Source organism: Streptomyces sp. ADI95-17 (assembly GCF_003846175.1).
Taxonomy (GTDB): Bacteria; Actinomycetota; Actinomycetes; order Streptomycetales; family Streptomycetaceae; genus Streptomyces; species Streptomyces sanglieri.
In genome coordinates this window covers 677,713-699,461 of sequence record NZ_ML123044.1, presented here as the reverse complement: position 1 = coordinate 699,461, position 21,749 = coordinate 677,713, and the positions used below count along the sequence as shown (strand labels likewise).

Annotated in this window: 21 protein-coding genes; 15 read left to right on the top strand and 6 right to left on the bottom strand. The window is 70.1% G+C overall.

From position 1 onward, the window contains the following. Positions 1-6: 6 nt before the first annotated feature. Positions 7-954 (top strand): NAD(+) diphosphatase, encoded by a 948-nt coding sequence (nudC, locus tag EES42_RS03015; protein ID WP_124716515.1) that lies wholly within the window; start codon positions 7-9, stop codon positions 952-954. A 93-nt stretch (positions 955-1,047) separates the two neighbouring features. On the opposite strand, the gene EES42_RS03010 is transcribed toward nudC, so the two are convergent. Continuing rightward, positions 1,048-1,302: a mycoredoxin gene (locus tag EES42_RS03010; protein WP_124716514.1), complete on the bottom strand. Its 255-nt coding sequence runs from the start codon at positions 1,300-1,302 to the stop codon at positions 1,048-1,050. 345 nt (positions 1,303-1,647) lie between these two features. Here EES42_RS03010 and EES42_RS03005 point away from each other — a divergent pair, with 345 nt between their 5' ends. The 5 genes from EES42_RS03005 (at position 1,648) to EES42_RS02985 (ending at position 5,629) form a co-directional block, all read left to right on the top strand. Next, the gene (locus tag EES42_RS03005; protein ID WP_124716513.1) at positions 1,648-3,843 is read left to right on the top strand and encodes an ATP-dependent DNA helicase UvrD2; all 2,196 of its coding nucleotides are present in this window, start codon (positions 1,648-1,650) and stop codon (positions 3,841-3,843) included. A gap of 165 nt (positions 3,844-4,008) precedes the next feature. Beyond that, the gene (locus EES42_RS03000; protein ID WP_124716512.1) at positions 4,009-4,344 is read left to right on the top strand and encodes a hypothetical protein; all 336 of its coding nucleotides are present in this window, start codon (positions 4,009-4,011) and stop codon (positions 4,342-4,344) included. 173 nt (positions 4,345-4,517) lie between these two features. Next, on the top strand, positions 4,518-4,886 hold the full coding sequence (locus EES42_RS02995; RefSeq protein ID WP_124716511.1) for a WhiB family transcriptional regulator: 369 nt from the start codon (positions 4,518-4,520) through the stop codon (positions 4,884-4,886). A gap of 32 nt (positions 4,887-4,918) precedes the next feature. After that, positions 4,919-5,242, top strand: a complete 324-nt coding sequence (locus EES42_RS02990) for a hypothetical protein (protein ID WP_124717384.1) — start codon at positions 4,919-4,921, stop codon at positions 5,240-5,242. A 171-nt stretch (positions 5,243-5,413) separates the two neighbouring features. Then, complete coding sequence (locus EES42_RS02985; protein WP_124716510.1) at positions 5,414-5,629, top strand: hypothetical protein; 216 nt, start codon at positions 5,414-5,416, stop codon at positions 5,627-5,629. 40 nt (positions 5,630-5,669) lie between these two features. On the opposite strand, the gene EES42_RS02980 is transcribed toward EES42_RS02985, so the two are convergent. Both EES42_RS02980 and EES42_RS02975 read right to left on the bottom strand, forming a co-directional pair. Next, positions 5,670-7,154: an ABC1 kinase family protein gene (locus EES42_RS02980; protein ID WP_241196217.1), complete on the bottom strand. Its 1,485-nt coding sequence runs from the start codon at positions 7,152-7,154 to the stop codon at positions 5,670-5,672. A gap of 41 nt (positions 7,155-7,195) precedes the next feature. Beyond that, positions 7,196-8,341: a ThiF family adenylyltransferase gene (locus tag EES42_RS02975; RefSeq protein ID WP_124716509.1), complete on the bottom strand. Its 1,146-nt coding sequence runs from the start codon at positions 8,339-8,341 to the stop codon at positions 7,196-7,198. 236 nt (positions 8,342-8,577) lie between these two features. Here EES42_RS02975 and EES42_RS02970 point away from each other — a divergent pair, with 236 nt between their 5' ends. The 4 genes from EES42_RS02970 (at position 8,578) to EES42_RS02955 (ending at position 12,458) form a co-directional block, all read left to right on the top strand. Further along, on the top strand, positions 8,578-9,222 hold the full coding sequence (locus EES42_RS02970) for a M48 metallopeptidase family protein (RefSeq protein ID WP_124716508.1): 645 nt from the start codon (positions 8,578-8,580) through the stop codon (positions 9,220-9,222). 107 nt (positions 9,223-9,329) lie between these two features. Further along, positions 9,330-10,991 (top strand): TerD family protein, encoded by a 1,662-nt coding sequence (locus EES42_RS02965; RefSeq protein ID WP_124716507.1) that lies wholly within the window; start codon positions 9,330-9,332, stop codon positions 10,989-10,991. An 11-nt stretch (positions 10,992-11,002) separates the two neighbouring features. Further along, a complete protein-coding gene (locus EES42_RS02960) occupies positions 11,003-11,683 on the top strand; it encodes an AIM24 family protein (RefSeq protein ID WP_124716506.1) in 681 nt (226 codons plus the stop codon). Positions 11,684-11,702: 19 nt separating this feature from the next. Beyond that, on the top strand, positions 11,703-12,458 hold the full coding sequence (locus tag EES42_RS02955; protein WP_124716505.1) for an AIM24 family protein: 756 nt from the start codon (positions 11,703-11,705) through the stop codon (positions 12,456-12,458). Between the two features lie 81 nt (positions 12,459-12,539). On the opposite strand, the gene EES42_RS02950 is transcribed toward EES42_RS02955, so the two are convergent. Together EES42_RS02950 and EES42_RS02945 are read right to left on the bottom strand one after the other, a co-directional pair. After that, positions 12,540-13,085 (bottom strand): NUDIX hydrolase, encoded by a 546-nt coding sequence (locus tag EES42_RS02950; RefSeq protein ID WP_124716504.1) that lies wholly within the window; start codon positions 13,083-13,085, stop codon positions 12,540-12,542. Continuing rightward, positions 13,082-14,542: a zinc-dependent metalloprotease gene (locus EES42_RS02945; protein ID WP_124716503.1), complete on the bottom strand. Its 1,461-nt coding sequence runs from the start codon at positions 14,540-14,542 to the stop codon at positions 13,082-13,084. Before EES42_RS02945 ends, EES42_RS02950 begins: the two co-directional genes overlap by 4 nt. Positions 14,543-14,734: 192 nt before the next feature. Here EES42_RS02945 and EES42_RS02940 point away from each other — a divergent pair, with 192 nt between their 5' ends. The 4 genes from EES42_RS02940 (at position 14,735) to EES42_RS02930 (ending at position 17,989) form a co-directional block, all read left to right on the top strand. Beyond that, on the top strand, positions 14,735-15,877 hold the full coding sequence (locus EES42_RS02940; RefSeq protein ID WP_124716502.1) for an SDR family oxidoreductase: 1,143 nt from the start codon (positions 14,735-14,737) through the stop codon (positions 15,875-15,877). Between the two features lie 120 nt (positions 15,878-15,997). Then, positions 15,998-16,459 carry a molybdenum cofactor biosynthesis protein MoaE gene (locus tag EES42_RS02935; RefSeq protein ID WP_124716501.1) on the top strand — a complete coding sequence of 154 codons (462 nt, stop codon included), beginning with the start codon at positions 15,998-16,000 and terminating at the stop codon, positions 16,457-16,459. 127 nt (positions 16,460-16,586) lie between these two features. Then, positions 16,587-16,757: a hypothetical protein gene (locus EES42_RS44550; RefSeq protein ID WP_164495151.1), complete on the top strand. Its 171-nt coding sequence runs from the start codon at positions 16,587-16,589 to the stop codon at positions 16,755-16,757. A gap of 143 nt (positions 16,758-16,900) precedes the next feature. After that, complete coding sequence (locus EES42_RS02930; protein ID WP_124716500.1) at positions 16,901-17,989, top strand: YlbL family protein; 1,089 nt, start codon at positions 16,901-16,903, stop codon at positions 17,987-17,989. Between the two features lie 31 nt (positions 17,990-18,020). On the opposite strand, the gene EES42_RS02925 is transcribed toward EES42_RS02930, so the two are convergent. Then, on the bottom strand, positions 18,021-18,581 hold the full coding sequence (locus EES42_RS02925) for a PPA1309 family protein (RefSeq protein WP_241196216.1): 561 nt from the start codon (positions 18,579-18,581) through the stop codon (positions 18,021-18,023). A gap of 137 nt (positions 18,582-18,718) precedes the next feature. On the opposite strand from EES42_RS02925, the gene EES42_RS02920 reads away from it, so the two are divergent. After that, on the top strand, positions 18,719-21,700 hold the full coding sequence (locus tag EES42_RS02920; RefSeq protein WP_206433397.1) for a UPF0182 family membrane protein: 2,982 nt from the start codon (positions 18,719-18,721) through the stop codon (positions 21,698-21,700). The last annotated feature ends 49 nt before the right edge of the window (positions 21,701-21,749 follow it).

The window sequence follows — 21,749 nt, the reverse complement described above, 5'->3', positions numbered from 1 at the left end:
GCACCTGTGAGCACCTTCGACAACGCCACCGCAGACCGGCCCATCGGTCTCACCGCGCCCAGCGGCATCGACCGCGCCGCGCACCACCGCCTCGACGAGGCCTGGCTGTCCGCCGCGTGGAGCCACCCGACCACCCGCGTGTTCGTCGTCTCCGGCGGCCAGGTGCTGATCGACGACACCGCCGACGGCGGTACGGAGATCGTCATGACCCCGGCCTTCGAGGCCCCGGTCACCGAGACCCACCGCTACTTCCTCGGCACCGACGAGGACGGCGTCAGCTACTTCGCGCTCCAGAAGGACTCCCTGCCCGGCCGCATGGACCAGCCTGCCCGCCCGGCCGGGCTGCGCGAGGCCGGTCTGCTGCTCGGCCCGCGCGACGCGGGGCTGATGGTGCACGCGGTGGCCCTGGAGAACTGGCAGCGCCTGCACCGCTTCTGCTCCCGCTGCGGCGAACGCACGGTCATCGCGGCGGCCGGCCACATCCGCCGCTGCCAGGCCTGCGGCGCCGAGCACTACCCGCGCACCGACCCCGCGGTGATCATGCTCGTGACGGACGACCAGGACCGGGCGCTGCTGGGCCGCCAGGTGCACTGGCCCGAGGGCCGCTTCTCGACGCTCGCGGGCTTCGTCGAGCCGGGGGAGTCGATCGAGCAGTCCGTGGCGCGCGAGGTGTTCGAGGAGGCGGGGGTCACGGTCGGCGAGGTCGAGTACATCGCCAGCCAGCCCTGGCCGTTCCCGTCGAGCCTGATGCTCGGCTTCATGGCCCGGGCCACCTCGTCCGAGATCAATGTGGACGGCGAGGAGATCGAGGAGGCCCGCTGGTTCTCCCGCGAGGATCTGAAGGCCGCCTTCGAATCGGGCGAGATCCTGCCCCCGTACGGCATCTCGATCGCGGCGCGCCTGATCGAGCTCTGGTACGGCAAGCCGCTCCCGAAGCCGGGCAGCGTCGGCTGACGCCCGAGCGGGACGGCGCCCCGGCGCATACGTGGACGCCCCCTCCGGTGCTCGACCGGAGGGGGCGTCGCCGTACCGCGGGAGCGCCGGGGATCAGGCGGCGAGTGCCTGCTTCACCTGAGCCAGGGACGGGTTCGTCATGACGGCCTCGGCACCCGTGTCACCGACCACGAGAACGGTGGGAACGGTCTGGTTGCCCCCGTTGGCCTTCTCGACGAAGGCCGCGGACTGCGGGTCCTGCTCGATGTTGATCTCGGTGTACGCGATGCCCTCGCGGTCCATCTGGCCCTTGAGCCGGCGGCAGTAGCCGCACCACGTGGTGCTGTACATCGTCACAGTGCCCGACATGTCTAGGCGCTCCTCTGTCTCATCTGTCTCGTCGGTCTTCTCGGACTCGTCCGAACTCGTCCGAACCTGTCCGTCTCATCCGGCACGCGGAGACCTCCGTCACGCGGAAGAGCCGGACCGTGCGTCACCGCACGGAAGGGGAACGTACGCGAGGCAACCACCATTCCCGGCACCGCCCTGCCACCACCGCCACCGCCCCGCACCGGCATAGTCACGGGCCGGTCCGCGGGCGGACGCCGAGGCCACCCCGGATCAGGCTGAGGCCACCCCGGATTAGTACGACAGATACGGCTCCCCTGTGGACAACCTCCGCGTCCGCCTCTCCCGACCTGGCAGCATGGCGGGGTGACAGCAGCAACGCATTCCTCCCTCTTCCCTCAGGTCCCCGAGTCGGCCGACGCCGTGCTCGACGGCCTGGACCCCGAGCAGCGCGAGGTCGCCACGGCCCTGCACGGCCCGGTGTGTGTGCTGGCCGGAGCCGGTACGGGCAAGACGCGTGCGATCACCCATCGCATCGCCTACGGGGTGCGCGCCGGGATACTCCAGCCCACGAGTGTGCTCGCCGTCACGTTCACCAACCGGGCCGCCGGTGAGATGCGCGGACGGCTGCGCCAGCTCGGCGCGGGAGGGGTCCAGGCCCGGACGTTCCATTCCGCCGCCCTGCGCCAGCTCCAGTACTTCTGGCCGAAAGCGGTCGGCGGCAACCTGCCCCGGCTGCTGGAGCGCAAGGTCCAGCTGGTCGCCGAGGCCGCGGCCCGCTGCCGGATCCGGCTCGACCGCAACGAGCTGCGCGACGTCACCAGCGAGATCGAGTGGTCCAAGGTCACCCAGACCGTGCCCGGCGACTACCCGGCCGTGGTCGCGAAGACCCAGCGCGACGCCCCGCGCGATCCGGCCGAGATCTCCCAGATCTACGCGACGTACGAGGAGCTGAAGCGCGACCGCTCGGTGATCGACTTCGAGGACGTGCTGCTCCTCACCGTCGCGATCCTCCAGGACCGCCACGACATCGCCGACCACGTCCGCCGCCAGTACCAGCACTTCGTCGTCGACGAGTACCAGGACGTCAGCCCGCTCCAGCAGCGGCTGCTGGACCTCTGGCTCGGCGACCGGGACACCCTGTGCGTCGTCGGCGACGCCAGCCAGACGATCTACTCCTTCACCGGAGCCACCCCCGACCATCTGCTGAACTTCCGCACCCGCCACCCCAACGCGACCGTGGTCAATCTGGTCCGGGACTACCGCTCCACCCCCCAGGTCGTCCACCTGGCCAACGGACTGCTCGGCCAGGCCCGCGGCCGCGCCGCCGAGCACCGGCTCGAACTGGTCTCGCAGCGCGAGCCCGGCCCCGAGCCCGCCTGCACGGAGTACCCGGACGAGCCCTCGGAGGCCGAGGGCACCGCCCGCCGGATCCGCGATCTGATCGCCACGGGAGTCCCGGCCGGCGAGATCGCCGTGCTCTACCGGGTCAACTCCCAGTCCGAGGTCTACGAGCAGGCACTGGCGGACGCGGGGGTGCCGTACCAGCTGCGGGGCGCGGAGCGGTTCTTCGAACGGGCCGAGGTGCGCGAGGCCGGAGTCGCCCTGCGCGGCGCCGCCCGCGCCGGGGGCAACGACTCCCTGCTCGACGACGCGGAGGGGCTGCCCGCGGAAGTGCGCGCGGTGCTCTCCACCAAGGGCTGGACCCAGCAGCCTCCCGCGGGTTCGGGAGCGGTGCGCGACCGCTGGGAGTCCCTGGCGGCCCTGGTCCGGCTCGCCGAGGACTTCGAACGGGCCAAGCCGGGCGCGACCCTCTCCGACCTGGTGGCGGAGCTCGACGAGCGGGCCGCCGCCCAGCACGCCCCCACGGTCCAGGGCGTCAGCCTCGCCTCGCTCCACTCCGCGAAGGGCCTGGAGTGGGACGCCGTGTTCCTGGTCGGCCTGACCGAGGGCATGATGCCGATCACCTACGCCAGGACCGACGAGCAGATCGAGGAGGAGCGCCGGCTGCTGTACGTCGGCGTCACCCGGGCCCGCCTCCACCTCTCGCTGTCGTGGTCGCTGTCCCGCTCGCCCGGCGGCCGCGCCGGACGGCGCCCGAGCCGCTTCCTCCACGGTCTGCGCCCCGGCTCGATGCCACTCGGCGCGCGCGGCACGGCCGGTGGCGGCGGGATCGAGCGGGGTCCGGCGGGACCGGTCGCCAAGCGCGGCCGCCGCGGCCCCGCCCGGTGCCGGGTCTGCGGCAGGACCCTCACCGACGCCGGCGAGATGAAGCTGATGCGCTGCGAGGACTGCCCCTCCGACATGGACGAGGCGCTGTACGAGCGGCTGCACGACTGGCGGGCGGTCAGGGCGAAGGAGATCGGACAGCCCGCCTTCTGCGTGTTCACGGACAAGACACTGATGGCGATCGCCGAGGCCGTACCGGGCAGCGAGGGCGAACTGGCGGTGATCTCCGGCGTCGGCGCGCGGAAGCTGGGCCGGTTCGGGACTGCCGTCCTGGCCATTTGCGCAGGTGAGACGGTTGAGGAGGTGCTCGGTCAGGCAGCTGACGAGATGTGAGAAGAACTCGTCGAAAAAATAGTTTGCGCCTGCCCCAGTCATCACCATAGGTTCTTAACCACGGGAACAGCGACTTCTCTGAAGCCCTGGTCCTGTGCTGTACTTATCCGAATACGTAGGACCGGCCCGCCGGTCCGCCCGAGACGCCGAGAGGAGGCGATTGAAGTGATCAGCATCATCAAGACCAACAAAATGACCGATCTTTCGGTCGTCTCCGCCTGCTCGCTCGGCCTCGCCTGCTCTTCCGAGTCCTCGCTCCGTGGCACCGGTCTGTCCGGCATTTCTGTCGCACGTCCGCTGTCCCCGGCGAGCCTCCCCGTGCAGGAGCGCAATGAGCGACCGGCTCAGGCACCGGCAGCAGCAGTAGCGAAGGGGCAGGCCCAGGCCTATGCCTTTGCGGCCGTCGGTGCGGGAGCGGAATCCGGCGCCAAGAAGCAGACGATGCAGCACCACACGATGTGGGCCTTCCGTGGGCCTGAACCCTGGAGTGATCCAGCCTGATTCACCATCAGGCCGGCGCCTTCAGGGCCGCGGAACCCCACTCGGGATCCGCGGCCCTTTTGTTTTGTCCGAACGGACGAGACAGCGCGAAGGAGCCTCGGGACAAGCAACACCCGGTACCAGCCGCCACCCGGCCAACAGGCCGGAACGACCAGACGAGGACACCACCCACCGTGCAACTCGAAGCGCACGCCCCGTCCGTACCGCCTTCCGACACGATCCCGCCGCCCGGCCTCACGGAGGACTCCACCTTGTTCCCCCTCACTGCGCTCACCGCGCTCGACGACGCCATCGAGAACCTCGGCGTGCCCGTCCCGTGCCGCTCCTACGACCCGGAGGTCTTCTTCGCGGAGTCGCCCGCCGACGTCGAGTACGCCAAGTCCCTCTGCCGCACCTGCCCGCTCGTCGAGGCCTGCCTCGCCGGCGCCAAGGAGCGTCGCGAGCCGTGGGGCGTCTGGGGCGGTGAGCTCTTCATCCAGGGCGTCGTCGTCGCTCGCAAGCGGCCGCGTGGTCGTCCGCGTAAGAACCCGGTCGCGGCGTGATCGCCGGACTGGGGGCCGCGGCTCCCAAACCCATGAAGCGCATCGGCACCATCGACCGCCCCCACACCCACGATCCCCGAAATCAGGCAGCAATGTCCGTCCCCACGAATGAGCCCGTCGGCTCCGCAACACCGAACGTCACGATCATCGGCGCGAACGACTCGCGTCAGAACAGGACCCGCGAGATGCAACTCATCCCAGAAGCCCTGGCTCGTGCTCATATGCACGACCGCATGAGGGAGGCCGACACGGAGCGCCAGGCGGTACGCCTGGTCAACGCGCGCCGTATGCAGCGCCGGGCCGAGCGCGCTTCGATGCGCGCCCGCCGGGCGCTGGCCATGGCCGTCATGCACTGAGCCGGGCCGAACACCAGCAGCACCCGCTGCCGGGCAGCCGCTCTGCCCGGCAGCACTCAGTACCCACAGTCAGTACCCCTTCCGCGGGGCCGGTCCGAGACGGACCGGCCCCGCGGTCGTGCTGTGCGGTGGCGCCGCGCGGCGCGGCGGCGACGGAGATATCGTCACGAGGTGGACGAGGAGAACCGGCACCGGATTGAGCGACCCGCGCAGAGCGACGCCGCGGTCGTCACCTGCGCCCTGTGCGGCAGCTCCGCCGAGAGCGAGACCGCGCCGCCGACCTGGATCTGCTCCGTGGAGAACGGCAGACGCCAGTACTTCTGCGAAGAGTGCGCCCGCACCCACATCAGGTCGATCGAGAGCAGACTGGACTCCGGCTGGTGGTGACCCGGCCGGCGGCACGACATCCAGCCACGCAGCTCCGGACCTACGCTCCCAGAGGCGCGTCGCCCGCCAACTCCTGCACTGCGGGCCCCTGCATCTCGGGCTCCCGGACTGCGGGTTCCAGGCCCGCGGCTTCCTGCACCGCGGCTTCCTGCACCGCGGATTCCCGTACCGCGGGCTCCTGCTCGTCCTCAGGCAGAAAGCCCGGCAACCAGGATTCGAGCTCGTCGCGCAGCCGCACCGTCGCACCCAGCTGGCACAGCACGCCGATCGTGCTCAACGTCACCCGGTGTATCAGCAGATAGGCGGGCGGCAGATTCAGCTGCTTGCCGAGCTGGTGGGCGGGGGAGCGGGGATCCGCGATCCGCGCCGCCTGATTGCGCATCCAGCTCCGGGTGAACGTGAACTCCTCCACCTGGGCCGGCTCGATGATCGGGAGGAGGTAATCGAGCACCGCGTCCGGATCGAGGTCGATCGTGTCCTTGACGAACCCCTCCTCGCGCAACAGCTCGTACACCGCCTCCGCCTCGCCCGCCAGCGTCAGCCGCAGTGAGTCCCCGATGGTCTGCGGCAGACCGCCCGGCAGCCGGTCCACCGTCCCGAAGTCCAGCACTCCGAGCCGCCACTGCCCGTCCTCGCCGGTCTCCTCGTCCGGAGGCAGCAGCCGGAAGTTGCCCGGATGCGGGTCCGCGTGCAGCAGGCCGGTGCGCGCGGGCCCCGAGAAGAGGAAGCGCGCCAGCAGCTGCCCCGCCCGGTCCCGCTGCTCCGGAGTGCCCTCCGCGATCACGTCGGACAGCGGGACACCGTCCATCCACTCCGTCACCAGCACCTGGTCGGACTGGTGCACCACGCCGGGGATCACGACATCCGGGTCGTCCGCGAACTCCTCGGCATGATCCCGCTGCGAGCCCGCCTCCTGCTCGTAGTCCAGCTCCTCCGAGACCCGGTCGCGCAGCTCCGTGATCAGCGGTTTGATGTCCATCCCGGGAATCAGGGGGCCGAGCAGGCGGGCGAATCTGCTGAGTTGGGTCAGGTCCGAGAGCAGCGCCTCGCCCGCGCCCGGATACTGCACCTTCACCGCGACGTTCCGCCCGTCGTGCCAGACCGCCCGGTGCACCTGGCCGATCGAGGCGGCGGCCGACGGCTTGTCGTCGAATTCGAGGAACAACTCCCGCCAGTCCTCGCCGAGCCGCTCCTCCAGCACCGCGTGGACCGTACCGCTGGGCATGGGCGGCGCGGCTTCCTGGAGCTTGGTGAGCGCCGCCCGGTACGGTCCGGCGACCTCTTCGGGCAGCGCCGACTCGAAGACGGACAGGGCCTGCCCGAGCTTCATCGCCCCGCCCTTCAACTCGCCGAGGACCTTGAACAACTGGTCCGCGGTCCGCTGCTGCACCTCCCGGGCGACCAGCTCCGCCGATCTCCCGCCGATCCGCTTGCCCAGACCCCACGTGGCACGGCCGGCGAAGCCCAGAGGCAGGGCGGCCAACTTGGCGGTGCGGGTGACCGCTTTCCGGGGTAGATCAGACATGAGCCCCTCCAAATCCCAGACTGCCGTACCGCGAGCGGCGGTTACCCGGCCATTGTGTCCTGCATCGTTCCGGTCCCGGAGGAGCCCTCCCGGTCAGTGTGCCCAGCCGCTCCACAGGAACAGTCGGGATGAGGCCCCAACCGCTCGGCCCGCCAGTCCAACAGCGGCAGCGCGGCCTCCCAGCGGGTCCCCGTGCTCGCGGGCAGTTCGCCGTCCAGGAAGGACAGTGCGTGGGCCGCCGCGAGCCCGGCGACCGCCGTCGCCAGCCCCAGGTCACAGGCCTGCACGGCAGTTCGCCGCCCGGACTGCCACTGGGACAGCATCCTCGTCCAGTCCTCGTCCCCGGCCGCGCGGTCCAGTGCCAGGCATCCCGCGCAGGCCGTACCCCCGGGCAGGACCAGGGGTCCGACGAACCCCGTCGCCTCCATCACCCCGGCGTAGAGATGAGGCGTTCCCGACGTGATCCACGGTTCGGCCGCACGGGGGTCGGGGACGTACGCGGTGAAGCTGTCGCGAGGGGCCATCACGATCAGTGACAGACCCGGCTCGCCACCGGCCGGGGAGCCCGCCGTCTCCGCCGCCCGGGGAGCCGGACCTGCGGCGGATCTGCGCACCAACTGCCGGGCGGCCGTGTCCCTGCGCTCCCCGACGGACGCCGGCGGAAGCCCGCCGGGCGAGATGTCGCACGGCTCGGTGTGCCCGCCGTCCAGAACCTCCACCCGGCCCACCCCTGACCCGGACAGCACCGCCGCGATCGCGGCACCGACCCGTCCCGCACCGCGCACCTGGACCCGCATCGCCCGACGGGCCGCCAGCCGCCGCATCCCGCCGCCCGGTTCGGGATGGACGACGGAGAGCGACGCCAGATCGGGGCGGTGCCGGTCCAGGGCGCCCGGCCTGTTCCGTAACGCGTCGGCCTCCGGGCCGCCGGCCCGTACGTCGTCGACCAGCCCCGCGTTCATCAACCGGCGCACCAAGATCTCCGCTTGATGGTCCGACAGGTCCAGTGCGCGGGCCTCCTCGCGCAGCAGCGGCAGGCCGCGTGTTCCGTCGAGCAGTTCCAGAAAACTTCCCGTGGCGATATCCAGTGGGCCGAACTTCACGGCATGGGCGCGAGTCACACCGAATTGCACGGTGCCCCGGCCGCGCCATGCGCGGCGCAGTGCGGGCTTCAACATCGGATGCACGGTTACCCCCGGTCTGAGTTCCTTGATCCCTGCGGTTCCCTGATCCCCGCTCGCGGGCCGCTGCCCGTGATCTTCGCGAGATCCGTTGTCAGAATGCAGGCAGGCGCCGAAGCGTGCAGAAAGTTATCCACAGGCATGGGGTATTAGTCGTTCAAATGGTGCATGCCATGGAGTGGATCAAGCGTGAACCGTCCGGAGACGGGACTTCCCCCGCCACCACCGGGTAACGTCGTGGCGTGCCCGCCGACCCGTCACCCGGAATCGCCGGGGAGACCCCCGCGCGCAGTGCCGGAACCCCGCAGCGCAGTGCCGGAACCCCGCAGCGCAGCGCGACGGACCGTCCGCCCCGCGCCTCGGCAACGAGCGCGGTCGAGGTCCGCAGGAGCAACCGCCGCAGCAGAACGGTCTCCGCGTACCGGGAGGGCGACCGCACCATCGTGCTCATCCCGGCCCGGATGTCGGAGGCCGAGGAGCAGCGCTGGGTGAACGTGATGCTCGACAAGCTCGCGGCACAGGAGAGCAGACGCGTCTTCGGCGACAGCGAACTCGCCGAGCGCGCCGAGCGGTTGTCCGCCCAGTACTTCGAGGGCCGGGCCAGGCCCGCTTCGGTGCGGTGGGTGACCAACCAGAACACCCGCTGGGGGTCCTGCACCCCGGCGGAGGGCAGCATCCGTCTGTCGCACCGCTTGCAGGGCATGCCCGAGTACGTCGTCGACTACGTGCTGGTCCACGAGCTGGCCCACCTGCTCGTTCCCGGTCACGGCCCGCGCTTCTGGCGGCTGCTGGAGGCGTACCCGCGTACCGAGCGGGCGCGCGGTTACCTGGAGGGCGTGGTGGCGGCCGACCGGCTGCCCCAGCTGCCCGCCGCGCGCGGTGAGTGACGTCCACCGATTCTGTACCGGGTGTGTACCGACTTAGCTCGATGTCGGACTTTGCGGTTAGCCTGACGCGACGCATTCACATTCGGGATGGGGGACGGTCGTTACGCATGGCCAGGGAATTCCAACGCGGCCACAAGGCCAAGATCAGCGATCTCACGCCGGGGACGGATCTGTACGTAGGTGTGCAGATCGCCGGTCAGGGACTGACCTTTGACATCAGCTGCTTCGGCCTCGACGCCAATGAGCAGCTCTCCGACGACCGGTATTTCATCTTCTTCAATCAGCCTAAATCGCCCGAGGAGTCCATTCAGCTCCTCGGCGCCCAGGCCGGCGACACCGAGTCGTTCCGCGTCACCCTGGACCGCATTCCGGCGAACATCCACAAGCTGTCGTTCACCGCGACGGTCGACGGGGCCGGACAGATGTCCCAGGTCGGCCCCGGATACATCCGGATCGTCGCGGGTGGCGAGGAAGTCGTCAGGTACGCCTTCAACGGTTCGGAGTTCACCACCGAGCGCGCGGTGATGCTGGGCGACTTCTACCTGAAGGACGTCTGGCGGTTCGCCGCGGTCGGCCAGGGCTTCGACGGCGGCCTCGACGCGCTGCTGAAGAACTTCGGCGGCGAGGTCGCCGAGGAGGAGCCCGCCGCACCTCAGCCGCAGGCCGCGGCGCCGTCGTTCGCCCCGCCGGCCCAGGCTGCCGCACCGGCCCCCGCCCCGTCCTTCGGTGCCCCGCCCGCACCGCAGGCACCCCAGCCCCCGCAGCCGGCGCCGTCCTTCGGTGCTCCGCCCGCCCCGGCCCCGCCGCCCACGCCGCAGCAGCAGATGCACGCCGCGCCGACGATGGCGGCGCCGCTGGCACCGCAGGGCGGCACGGTGCCGCCGCCCGCCCCCGCCCCCGCTCCGTACGGGCAGCCGCCCCAGCAGCCGCAGTTCGGGCAGATCCCCGGCCAGGTGCCCCCCGCCGCCCCGTACGGCCAGCAGCCTCCCGGCCAGTACGGTCAGCAGGCCCCGGCTCCGTACGGTCAGCAGCCTCCCGGCATGCAGCCGCCGGGAATGCAGCCGCCCGGTATGCCCCAGGGCGTGCCGCAAGGCGTTCCGCAGGCCGGTGCCGGTCTCCAGGCGGCGCTCCAGCCGTACAAGGAGACGCCCACCGGACAGCGCTGGACCCCGCAGAACCAGCAGCTCATGCGGGTCGACCTCACCATGGGCGGTACGCCGGTGCTCGCCCGCCAGGGCAGCATGGTGATGTACCAGGGCAAGGTCGACTTCGGCTACAAGGGCGCCGGTTTCGCCGGCCGTATCGTCGGCAACGCCACCGGCCAGGAAATGCAGCTGATGCGCTGCAGCGGCCGCGGGCAGGTCTTCCTCGCCGAGGACGGCTCCCATCTGCACGCCATCGAGCTCCAGGGCGACGGCATCTGCGTCTCGGCGGAGAACGTCCTCGCCTTCGACGAGTCGCTGCAGCACGAGGTCCGCCGGATCGAGGGCCACGGCATCCCCGGTGGCGCCCTGTTCACCATGCAGTTCCAGGGCACCGGCACGGTCATCGTCAAGACCCACGGCGTCCCTGTCGTCCTGCCGGTCACGCCGACCACCTTCGCCGACTGCAACGCCGTCGTGGCCTGGTCGGCCGCGTCCCAGGTGATCATCTCCAGCCAGGTCCGGCTGCGCCGCAACGCGTACCCGGGACACAGCGGGGAGACCGTGAACCTCCAGTTCCGGGGCGCTCCCGGCAACTTCATCGTCGTCCAGCCCTACGAGGTCTGAGGGAGCCCGTCATGAACCAGCAGCTCGCGGGCTACGCCCCGACCCCCGTCACGGCCCGTATGGAGAACCACGGCCGCACGATGCTCAAGGTCGCCATGGCCACCGGCCAGGACCTCTACGCACGTACCGGCTCGATGGTCGCGTACGAGGGCTTCATCCAGTACGAACCCAACCCGCCCGCCGTCCGGCAGATCGCCTCCCAGTGGATCACCGGCGAGGGCGCACCGATCATGAAGTGCTCCGGCGACGGACTGCTCTACCTCGCCGACTACGGCGCCGATGTGATCGTCATCAACCTCAACAACGACTCCCTCTCGGTCAACGGCACCAACGTCCTGGCCTTCGACGGGCATCTCACCTGGGGCGTGGAGCGCGTCAAGGGCCTCGCCAAGTTCGCCGGCCAGGGCCTGTGGAACGTCTGCATCTCGGGCACCGGCTGGGTCGCGATCACCTCGCGCGGCACACCGATCGTCGTCGACTGCGGACGTGGCGAGGACGAGACCTACGTCGACCCGGACGCCCTCGTGGCGTGGTCCCCGAACCTCAAGGTGAAGGGCAAGCGCAGCTTCAAGGCCTCCTCGCTCATCGGGCGGGGCAGCGGCGAGGCGTACCAGATGGCGTTCTCCGGCCAGGGCATCGTCGTCGTACAGCCGAGCGAGGACAGTACCGACCGCCTGCGGGTCCGGAACTGACGGGGGAGGAGAACACACCATGCAGAGTCCGCTCTTCAGCTACACCGAACAGCAGTCCCAGGACCGGTACACCGTCCAGAACCCGCAGCTCCTGCGGGTCTCGCTGACCGGCCACGACGACGTCCTCGCCCGCAAGGGCGCCATGGTCGCGTACCAGGGACTGATGGAGTTCGACGGCGAGTACCAGTCGCACGGACAGCGCCGCGCCCGCGCGAGCACCGGTGAGGGCCTCGACCTGATGCGCTGCTCCGGGCAGGGCACCGTCTACCTCGCCAACCTCGCGCAGTACATCCACGTCGTGGACGTCGACCACGACGGCATCACGGTGGACAGCGCCTATGTCCTGGCGCTGGACTCCTCGCTGCACACCGAGGTCATCGCGGTGGACAGCCAGTACGGCATCTCGGGCACCGGGAAGTACCAGCTCAACATCTCCGGCACCGGCAAGGTCGCCCTGATGACCTCCGGCCAGCCGCTGATGATGCAGGTCACGCCGGACAAGTACGTCAACGCCGACGCCGACGCGATCGTCGCCTGGTCCAGCTCGCTGCGGGTGCAGATGCAGGCCCAGACGCACTCCTCGGGCGTCTGGCGGCGTCGCGGGAACACCGGCGAGGGCTGGGAGCTCAGCTTCCTCGGCCAGGGCTTCGCCCTGGTGCAGCCGAGCGAGGTGCTGCCCCCGCAGAACCACGAGATCGGCCAGGGCGCCCGCGCCCAGTTCGGCATGGGCCAGCAGGGCGCCCACGGTCAGAACCAGAACAACTCCTGGAACTGAACCACCGAGCACCGACATGACGAGCACGGGTGAGGGGCGGTCTCCGCGGAGACCGCCCCTCACCCGTGCCGCGGGCCGTTCCTACCGGCGCCGCTCCAGCTCGGCGCGGGTCCGCTCCATCAGCCGTACGACCGAGGTGTCGGCCACCGAGGCGACCTCGTCGTAGGCGAACCAGCGCAGGTCCAGCGACTCCTCGCTGATCTGCTCCGTCGCCCCGGAGGGCGCCAGCGCCGCGTACTGCACGTCCAGGTGCCAGTGGCAGGGCGCGGGGATCGGGTGGCGGTCCAGCCTCACCGGGCCGCCACCGAGCAGGGTCAGACCGGCGATGCCGGACTCCTCGGTCGCCTCCCGCAGCGCCGCGGCGGCGAGCGACTCGTCCTGCGGCTCGCAGTGACCGCCCATCTGGAGCCACATCCGAAGCTTGCGGTGCAGAGTGAGCAGCACCCGGCCGCGCTCCGGGTCGACGACCAGCGCGCTGGCCGTCAGATGGCCTGCCCCGCAGGCCTTCCACATGCCGTCGGGGTGCTGTGCCAGATGGTCGAGGTAGCCCTGGCGCAGCTCACTCTGGGCCGGGTCCGGGCTCTCGTACCCCTTAAGGACGAGAACGGCGTCGTCGTGCAGGCTCACCGGTCGCTGTCGCCCTTGCCGTCGTCCTCGCGGTCCTCGGCCTCCGCGCTGCCGGCCGGGCCCTTGTCGTCCGCGTCCGCGGCGGGCTTCTGCGAGCCCTTCGCGGCCTCGCCGAGCATCTTGTCCAGCTCGGAGAAGTCCAGCTGCTCGTGGTGCACGAAGCCGTCCGGATCGTCCAGGTCCTGGGCCGTGGGCAGCATGTCGGGGTGCTCCCACAGGGCGTCGCGCCCGTCCAGACCGCGCGCGTCGGTGAGCGAGGCCCACAGACGCGAGGCGTCACGCAGCCGCCGCGGGCGCAGCTGGAGGCCGATGAGCGTGGCGAAGGTCTGCTCGGCGGGACCGCCGGAGGCGCGGCGCCTGCGCATCGTCTCGCGCAGCGCGTCCGCCGAGGTCAGACGGGACTTCGCGGCCTCGTGCACCACGGCGTCCACCCAGCCTTCGACCAGCGCGAGAGCCGTCTCCAGCCGGGCCAGGGCGGCCTTCTGCTCCGGGGTGTCCTCCGGCTGGAACATGCCCTGCTGAAGGGCGTCCTGGAGCTGCTCGGGCTGCGACGGGTCGAACTGGCCGACCACGTCCTCCAGCTTGCTGGTGTCGACCTTGATGCCGCGCGCATAGCCCTCGACGGCACCGAAGAGATGCGAGCGCAGCCACGGAACGTGGGCGAAGAGGCGCTGGTGCGCGGCCTCGCGCAGCGCGAGATACAGCCGCACCTCGTCCTGCGGCACGCTGAGGTCCTTGCCGAACCGCTCCACGTTCAGCGGCAGCAGCGCGGCCTTGCCCGCCGGGCCCAGCGGCAGGCCGATGTCGGTCGAACCGACCACCTCGCCCGCGAGCACCCCGACGGCCTGCCCGATCTGCTGGCCGAACATGGCGCCACCCATCGACCGCATCATGCCGATCAGCGGGCCGGCCATCGCCTGCATCTCCTCAGGCAGCACATCGCCCATCGCGAGACCGACGCGCTCCGCCACCGGGTCGACCAGCTTCTGCCAGGCCGGAAGAGACGCCTCGACCCACTCCGCACGGCTCCACGCCACGGTCGAGACCGAACCGGAGGGCAGCGACGTCACGCCGTCCAGCCAGAGATCGGCCAGGCGCAGCGCCTCGTCCACCGCGGACCGCTCGGACGGGCCGACACTGGCGTCCTTCGTGCCGTCCGGCGTGCCCTGCGAGACCGTCTGGCGGGCGATCTGCTTGGCCATGTCCCAGTTCACGGGACCGCCCTCGTAGCTCAGCATCTGGCCGAGCTGCTGGAAGGCGGCGCCCAGGTCATTGGGGTTCATCGTGCCGAACATCGCCGCGAACGGGTTGTCCCCGCCCGCGCCGGGCCCGAAGCCGAACGGGTTCGCAGGCCCGCCCGAACCCTGCCCACCTCCGGTGGGGTCCTTCTTCTTGCCCTCGTCGCCGTTCTCCGGCTCCTCCGGCGGAAGGCCGAATCCGAATGGGGTGTCACTCACGGGTTTCCTCGGCTCGTAGGGCCGCCGGCTCGAACCGACGGCGACTGCCCGACATCACCATCCAGCGTAGACACCAAAAGTCCGCTTAGGGCCTCAGTGCTCCGCCGGCTCCCGGCCTGCGGCAGGATGGACGCCACCTGGTACGCACGCGTCATTCGGGTACGTACTGAAGACAACCGCTGGAGACGCCCGGTGAGTTCCCCAGATCCTCAGGTTCGCGCAGCGCGAAACCTGTCCGCCCCCTCGACCGAGAACAAACCAGAAAAGAGCCGCTCCAGGAACCGTGGCCCCGTCGTCGCGGTCACCGGAGCGGCAGGGGGCGTGGGCGAGCTGCTCACCGCACGCCTCGCGGCATCCGAGGAGATCAAGCAGGTCATCGCCATCGATGAACGCCGAGGAGAGGTCTCCGAGGCGACCTGGCACATCCTCGACGTACGCGACCCCGCCATCGCGGAGAAGCTGCGCGGCGCGGACGTCGTGGTGCATCTCGCACTCGATCTCGACCTGGAGACCGACCCCGCAGCCCGCACCGCCTACAACGTGCGCGGCACCCAGACCGTGCTGACGGCCGCCGCGGCCGTCGGCGTCCACCGCGTCGTGCTGTGCACATCGGCGATGGTCTACGGGGCGCTGCCCGACAACGACGTCCCGCTCGCCGAGGACGCCGAGCTGCGCGCCACGGCGGAGGCCACCGGCGTCGGCGACCTCCTGGAGATCGAACGGCTCGGCCGCCGTGCGCCCCGCGCCCACCCCGGACTCAATGTGACCGTGGTCCGGCCCACCGTCCTGGTCGGCGGTACGGACACCGCGCTGACCCGCTACTTCGAGTCGCCGCGCCTCCTGGTCGTCGCCGGATCGCGTCCGACCTGGCAGTTCTGCCATGTCGACGACCTGGTCACGGCCCTGGAGTACGCCGCGCTGGAGAAGATCGACGGCGAGTTCGCGGTCGGCTGCGACGGCTGGCTGGAGCAGGAGGAGGTCGAGGAGCTCAGCGGCGTACGCCGGATGGAGCTGCCCTCCGCCGTGGCCCTGGGCGCCGCTGCCAGGCTGCACCGGATCGGGCTCACCCCGTCCCCGGCGGGCGATCTGGCGTACACGATGCATCCCTGGGTGGTCAGTGTGAGCCGGCTGCACGACGTGGGCTGGCGCCCCGCCTGGACCAACGAGGAGGTGCTCGCCGCGCTCCTCGAAGAGGTCGAGGGCAGACACACCGTCGCCGGACGCCGTCTCGGCCGCAAGGACGCCACCGCGGCCGGTGCCGCCGGCGCGACCGTGGCACTTCTCGGCACCGCCGCCCTGGTCCGCCGCGCCCGCAAGGCCCGCCGCCGCATCTGAGGGCCGACCGGCGGGGACCGCCCGAGCGGGAGCTTCTGTAGAAGGCTCCAAGGCCAGGGGCGGCCCGCCGGTGGAAAACGCTATTCCGCCTTGTCGGCGCAGTGCGGCACCATGGGCCTCATGGCTCCCACCTATGACCACCCCGGCGAGCGGGCGGCGGGCGACCCCGTCCGGCTGCTGGACATTCGCGACACCCCGCTCTCCGTCGACGAGGTCTTCCGGGCCGTCGGGGACGACGCGGCGGGCGGCACGGCGCTCTTCGTCGGCACGGTGCGCAACCACGACGGCGGGCAGGACGTCGGCGCGCTCGGGTACTCCTGCCACCCCTCGGCGCAGGACGAGATGCGCCGGGTGGCCGAGAAGACCGTCGCGAATTTCCCGGTCCGGGCGCTGGCCGCCGTCCACCGGGTGGGTGACCTCCAAGTGGGCGATCTCGCGGTGGTCGTCGCCGTCTCCTGCCCGCACCGCGCCGAGGCGTTCGCGGCTTGTCGGAAGCTCATCGACGACCTCAAGCACGAGGTCCCGATCTGGAAGCACCAGCGCTTCTCGGACGGCACCGAGGAATGGGTCGGCGCCTGCTGAGCGCAAGCCGGACGGGAGGCCGTCCGGTCCGATTTGCGTAACCCCACCCCTGCCGTGAGCGTTGGTTGTCCAGACGGTTAATCTGCTGATCGGTCAGTTGCGGTCGCTCATGGGTAGGGAGGTCGTAATGGCAGCACTTGCCTGGTTGCTGATTCCGCTTTTCGCTGCGTTCGGTGCTGCGATATGGGGAAGCTGGGCCACCCGCAATCGAACGACCGGCGATGTCTCCGAACTCGCCGGCTATGCCAGGTTCCGCGAGGCGATGGAGAAGCCGCCCTCCGGTTCCGACATCGTCTGACGTCTCCTCGCGCGTACGCAGTCGCCAATCCGCATCGCGGCTCCGACTGCCGACGCCCTCCGGCACAGCCCGCGCCCGGATCCCCGCCTCGTACGGACCGGCCCCGGCGGTGCACTGACAGACCCTTCCCGTACTGTCGTTCCATGCCACGCCGCACCGCGACGATGCTCGCCTCCACCCTGGTCCTCATCGCGCTGCTCTGCGCAGGCGTGCTGATCAAAGTGCCGTATTCGGAGATGTCTCCCGGGCCGACCGTGAACACCCTCGGCGAGGTCGGTGGCGAACCCGTCCTGCAGATTTCCGGGCACAAGACGTACCCGACGTCCGGCAACCTCAACATGACGACGGTCCGGGTCACCGGTGCCGACTACAGCATGAATCTCGTCGAGTCCGTCTACGGCTGGCTGGCCCACGACAGCGTGGTCGTGCCGCACGACACGCTCTACCCCGGCGGCAAGACCGAGCAGCAGTCGACGCAGGAGAACGCCGAGGAGTTCAGCCAGTCCCAGGAGAGCGCCAAGGTCGCCGCGCTGACCGAGCTGAAGATCCCGGTGACCTCGCGCGTCGTGGTCTCCACGGTCGTCAAGGACAGTCCCGCCCAGGGCAAGCTGCACGCCGGCGACGTGATCAAGCAGGTCGACGGCACGCCCGTCGAGCAGCCCGAGGACGTGGCGAAGCTCGTCACCCGCCGCGACCCCGGCCAGAAGGTCACCTTCACGGTCATCCCGGCCAAGACGGCGGAGGCCGCCGAGAAGGCGGGCAAGGAGCCCGAGGGCAGCCGGAAGATCGTCATCACCACCGTGAAGGCGCCCAAGGAGGACCGCGCGATCGTCGGCATCCAGGCCGGGACGGACCACACGTTCCCGTTCCGGATCGACATCAAGCTCGCCGATGTCGGCGGCCCGAGCGCCGGTCTGATGTTCTCGCTGGGCATCATCGACAAGCTGACCCCCGGCAAGCTCACGGGCGGCAAGTTCATCGCGGGCACCGGCACGATCGACGACAAGGGCAAGGTCGGCCCGATCGGCGGCATCAACATGAAGCTGGTCGGCGCGCGCGACGCGGGCGCCAGGTACTTCCTGACGCCGGACGAGAACTGCAAGGCCGCAGCCTCCGACACCCCGAGCGGACTCACGCTGGTGAGGGTGAAGACGATCGACGACGCGAAGAAGTCGCTGGAGAAGATCAAGGCGGGGGACACGGCCGGGCTGCCGAGCTGTTCGGCAGGCTGACCGCGCCCCCCGCGGGGGAGACGCCGGGGGGTCAGGCCTCGAAGGTCGCGGCCAGCGCGTCGGCCAGACCGGGCACCAGACCGGCGCCGGTCCGCACCTCGCTCGGAGTGTCCTTCGCGCGCAGCCGTACGGCCGACTCGCGCGTACCGTCCCGGAGGACCGCCACGGTCATCCGCACCTCCTGACGCTCCGGGTGCTTGGCGACCCACTTGGTCAGCTGGGCGTCGCTGAGCCCCTCGGGCACGGAGGCCTCGGCGGACGGCGGCAGCATCAGCCGCTCCACCGTCATCGCGCATCCGATCACCGCGTCGGGCCAGGCGATCGTGGCGAGGAACTCGTCCAGGGCGGTGCCCGGCGGCAGCTCGTCCTGCTCGATGGGGGTCAGTGCGGCAGTCGTGGATTCGGAGCTGTCCAGGCCGAGCTGGGCGGCGAGACCGGGCTCCTGGACCCGCAGCTTGGCGGTGTCGACCAGGGCGAAGAGCCGGGCCGGCTGGTCCCAGCCGAGGCCGGAGATGTACTCGTCGATTTCGAGCACGGCGACGGTGAGCGGGCTGGCGGCCATCGGGGGGCCTGAGGGGGAAACGTTGGACATGGCCAATATCCTGCCTCCTTCCGCCCCGGGAGCGGGAACTAGGTAAAGCCTCAGTAAGTTGCATAGGTGGGCTCTACGATCGCTGGGCCCGCTTCACACGACCCGCGAACTTCGAGGTGCGCACGTTGGCTTTCCAGATGCCGGACCGCGGCGGAGGCCCGACCGGGCCACGGATCAGAGTCGGCCGCCCGTCCCGGCGTGCCCGTACCCTGCTCATGACATTGGGCGTCCTGGCGGTTCTCGCCATGGCGTTCGTCATGTTCGCCGGGTTCTGGACTGACTGGCTGTGGTACCGGTCGGTCGCGTATTCATCCGTCTTCACCACCACCCTGTGGACCAAGATCGGGCTGTTCTTCGTCTTCGGACTGCTGATGGCCGTCGCCGTCGGCCTGAACATCTGGCTCGCGCACCGGCTCCGGCCGCCGCTGAGCGCGATGTCGCTGGAACAGCAGAGCCTGGACCGCTACCGGATGAGCCTCGCCCCGCACAAGAAGTGGGTGCTGCTCGCGATCACCGCGCTCGTCGGTCTGATCGCCGGAGCATCCGCCTCCGGCCAGTGGCGTACCTGGCTGATGTATGTGAACGGCGTGGCGTTCGGGCAGAAGGACCCCCAGTTCCATCTGGACGTGTCCTTCTACGCCTTCGATCTGCCCTGGTACCGCTTCCTGCTGGGCTTCGGCTTCGCGGCCACGGTGCTCTCGCTGATCGCCGCCGCGATGACCCACTACCTGTACGGCGGGCTGCGCATCACCAGCCCCGGAGCGCGGGCGACGGGCGCAGCCACCGGCCATCTTTCGGTGCTGCTCGGCGTCTTCGTCTCGCTGAAGGCCGTGGCGTACTGGCTCGACCGGTACGGCCTGGCCGTGAAGTCCAGCGACTTCAAGGCCACGGACAACTGGACGGGCCTGCGGTACGTCGACGCCAACGCCTATCTGCCGGCGAAGACCATCCTGTTCTGCATCGCCGCGATCTGCGCCGTGCTGTTCTTCGCGACGCTCTGGCGCCGCACCTGGCAGCTCCCGGTCATCGGCTTCGGCCTGATGGTGCTCTCGGCGATCCTGATCGGCGGGCTGTACCCCGCGATCGTGCAGAAGTTCCAGGTCCAGCCGAACGAGCAGGCCAAGGAAGCTCCGTTCATCCGGAAGAACATCGAAGCGACGCGTGACGCGTACGACATCGACGACGCGAAGGTCGACGACTACTCCGGCAAGAGCACGACGGACGACGACGCCAAGCTGCGCGCCAGCGCGAACGACGCCGCCAGCTACCGGGTGATGGACCCCAACGTCGTCTCCCCGGCCTTCCAGCAGCTCCAGCAGAAGAGGAACTACTACCAGTTCCCCAAGACTCTGGACGTCGACCGCTACAAGGACGCCGCAGGCAAGGACCAGGACACGGTCATCGGTCTGCGCGAGCTCAACCTCGAAGGCATCCCCAAGCGCAACTGGATCAACGACCACTTCACCTACACCCACGGCTACGGCGCCATCGCGGCCCGGGGCACGACGACGGGCAAGAACCCGAAGGGTTCCCCGGACTTCACCGAGTCCGGGCTGCCGACGTCGGGTGAGTTCCCCGAGTACCAGCAGCAGATCTACTACGGCGAGAAGACCGAGCAGTACTCCATCGTCGGCGGGCCCCAGAAGGAGCTCGACTACGAGGAGGACGGCGAGAAGACCACCAGCTACAAGGGCGACAGCGGGGTCAGTCTCTCCAACGCGTTCAACCGCGCCGCGTACGCGGTCTCGTTCAGCGAGCCGCAGATCCTCTACTCGGGAGCCATCGGCGAGGGCTCGCGGATTCTCTACAACCGCACGCCCAAGGAGCGCGTCGAGGCGGTCGCCCCGTGGCTGACCATCGACGGCGACGCCTACCCGGCCGTGGTGAACGGCCGCATCCAGTGGGTCGTCGACGCGTACACCACCACCAACGGCTACCCGTACGCCTCCCGTACGACGCTCGGTGACACCACGGCCGACTCGCTGACCACCAACCAGCGTGCGGTCGTCGCCCAGCAGAACCAGGTCAACTACATCCGCAACTCGGTGAAGGCCACCGTCGACGCCTACGACGGCAAGGTCAAGCTCTACGAGTGGGACACCGAGGACCCGGTCCTCAAGACCTGGCGCAAGGCGTTCCCGGGGACCGTGGAGCCCAGGGCGGACATCCCGCAGGAGCTCATGGACCACCTGCGCTACCCGCAGGACCTGTTCAAGGTGCAGCGCGAGCTGCTCACCCGCTACCACGTCACGAACCCCGCGCAGTTCTACAGCGGCAGTGACGCGTGGCAGGTCCCGGACGACCCGACCAACAAGGAGTCCGGCGCCGTCCCGCCGTACTACCTGAGCATAAAGATGCCGGACCAGGAGGCTCAGAAGTTCTCGCTGACGACGACCTTCACCCCGAAGGGGCGGCCCGACCTCGGGGCGTTCATGGCGGTGGACGCCGATGCGGCCAGCAAGGACTACGGCACGATAAGGCTGCTGAGAGTCACCACCACGGTGAAGGGCCCCGGGCAGGTACAGAGTGAGCTCAACGGCAACGACGACGTCGCCGAGTTCGTGAGAAACCTGAAGGGGACCGACTCCGACATCGAGTACGGCAACCTTCTGACCGTGCCGCTGGAGGGGGGCTTCCTCTACATCGAGCCGGTGTACACGCGGGGTGGCACGCAGAACTATCCGCTGCTGCGCAAGGTCGCCGCCTCGTACGGGTCGAAGACCGTCTTCGAGAACAGTCTCGGGGAGGCGCTCAACGCGGTCTTCGGGGTGACGGACTCCGGCACCACCCCGCCGCCGGACACCACCAGGCCGCCGGGCACCACCCAGCCGCCGGCCACCGGTGACGCGGCGCTGAAGAAGGCGATCGCGGACGCGCAGAAGGCCTACTCGGAGGGCGAGGCGGCCCTCAAGGAGCAGGACTGGGCGGCCTACGGCAAGGCCCAGGCGGATCTGCAGGACGCGCTCCAGCGTGCGGCGGCCGCCCAGCCGAAGCCGGGCAGCGCGAACAGCGCGAGCGGCTCGGACAAGGCGGACGGTGCCGACAAGGCCGGCAGCGCCGACAAGGCCGGCAGCGCCGACAAGAGAGACGAGCCGGCCGGCGCTGACAGCGGTGGCTGAGTAACCCGGTAAAGGCTCACCCCCGCGTCGTGGTACGGTTTCACCACAA

What these genes read in the sequence shown, in the direction of transcription:
- EES42_RS03010 (WP_124716514.1), bottom strand. Translation starts at nt 1,302, where the DNA reads ATGTCGGGCACTGTGACGATGTACAGCACCACGTGGTGCGGCTACTGC.
- EES42_RS02990 (WP_124717384.1), top strand. Translation starts at nt 4,919, where the DNA reads ATGAAGCGCATCGGCACCATCGACCGCCCCCACACCCACGATCCCCGA.
- EES42_RS02980 (WP_241196217.1), bottom strand. Translation starts at nt 7,154, where the DNA reads ATGTCTGATCTACCCCGGAAAGCGGTCACCCGCACCGCCAAGTTGGCC.
- EES42_RS02965 (WP_124716507.1), top strand. Translation starts at nt 9,330, where the DNA reads ATGGCCAGGGAATTCCAACGCGGCCACAAGGCCAAGATCAGCGATCTC.
- EES42_RS02960 (WP_124716506.1), top strand. Translation starts at nt 11,003, where the DNA reads ATGAACCAGCAGCTCGCGGGCTACGCCCCGACCCCCGTCACGGCCCGT.
- EES42_RS02955 (WP_124716505.1), top strand. Translation starts at nt 11,703, where the DNA reads ATGCAGAGTCCGCTCTTCAGCTACACCGAACAGCAGTCCCAGGACCGG.
- EES42_RS02935 (WP_124716501.1), top strand. Translation starts at nt 15,998, where the DNA reads ATGGCTCCCACCTATGACCACCCCGGCGAGCGGGCGGCGGGCGACCCC.
- EES42_RS44550 (WP_164495151.1), top strand. Translation starts at nt 16,587, where the DNA reads ATGGCAGCACTTGCCTGGTTGCTGATTCCGCTTTTCGCTGCGTTCGGT.
- EES42_RS02930 (WP_124716500.1), top strand. Translation starts at nt 16,901, where the DNA reads ATGCCACGCCGCACCGCGACGATGCTCGCCTCCACCCTGGTCCTCATC.
- EES42_RS02925 (WP_241196216.1), bottom strand. Translation starts at nt 18,581, where the DNA reads ATGTCCAACGTTTCCCCCTCAGGCCCCCCGATGGCCGCCAGCCCGCTC.
- EES42_RS02920 (WP_206433397.1), top strand. Translation starts at nt 18,719, where the DNA reads ATGCCGGACCGCGGCGGAGGCCCGACCGGGCCACGGATCAGAGTCGGC.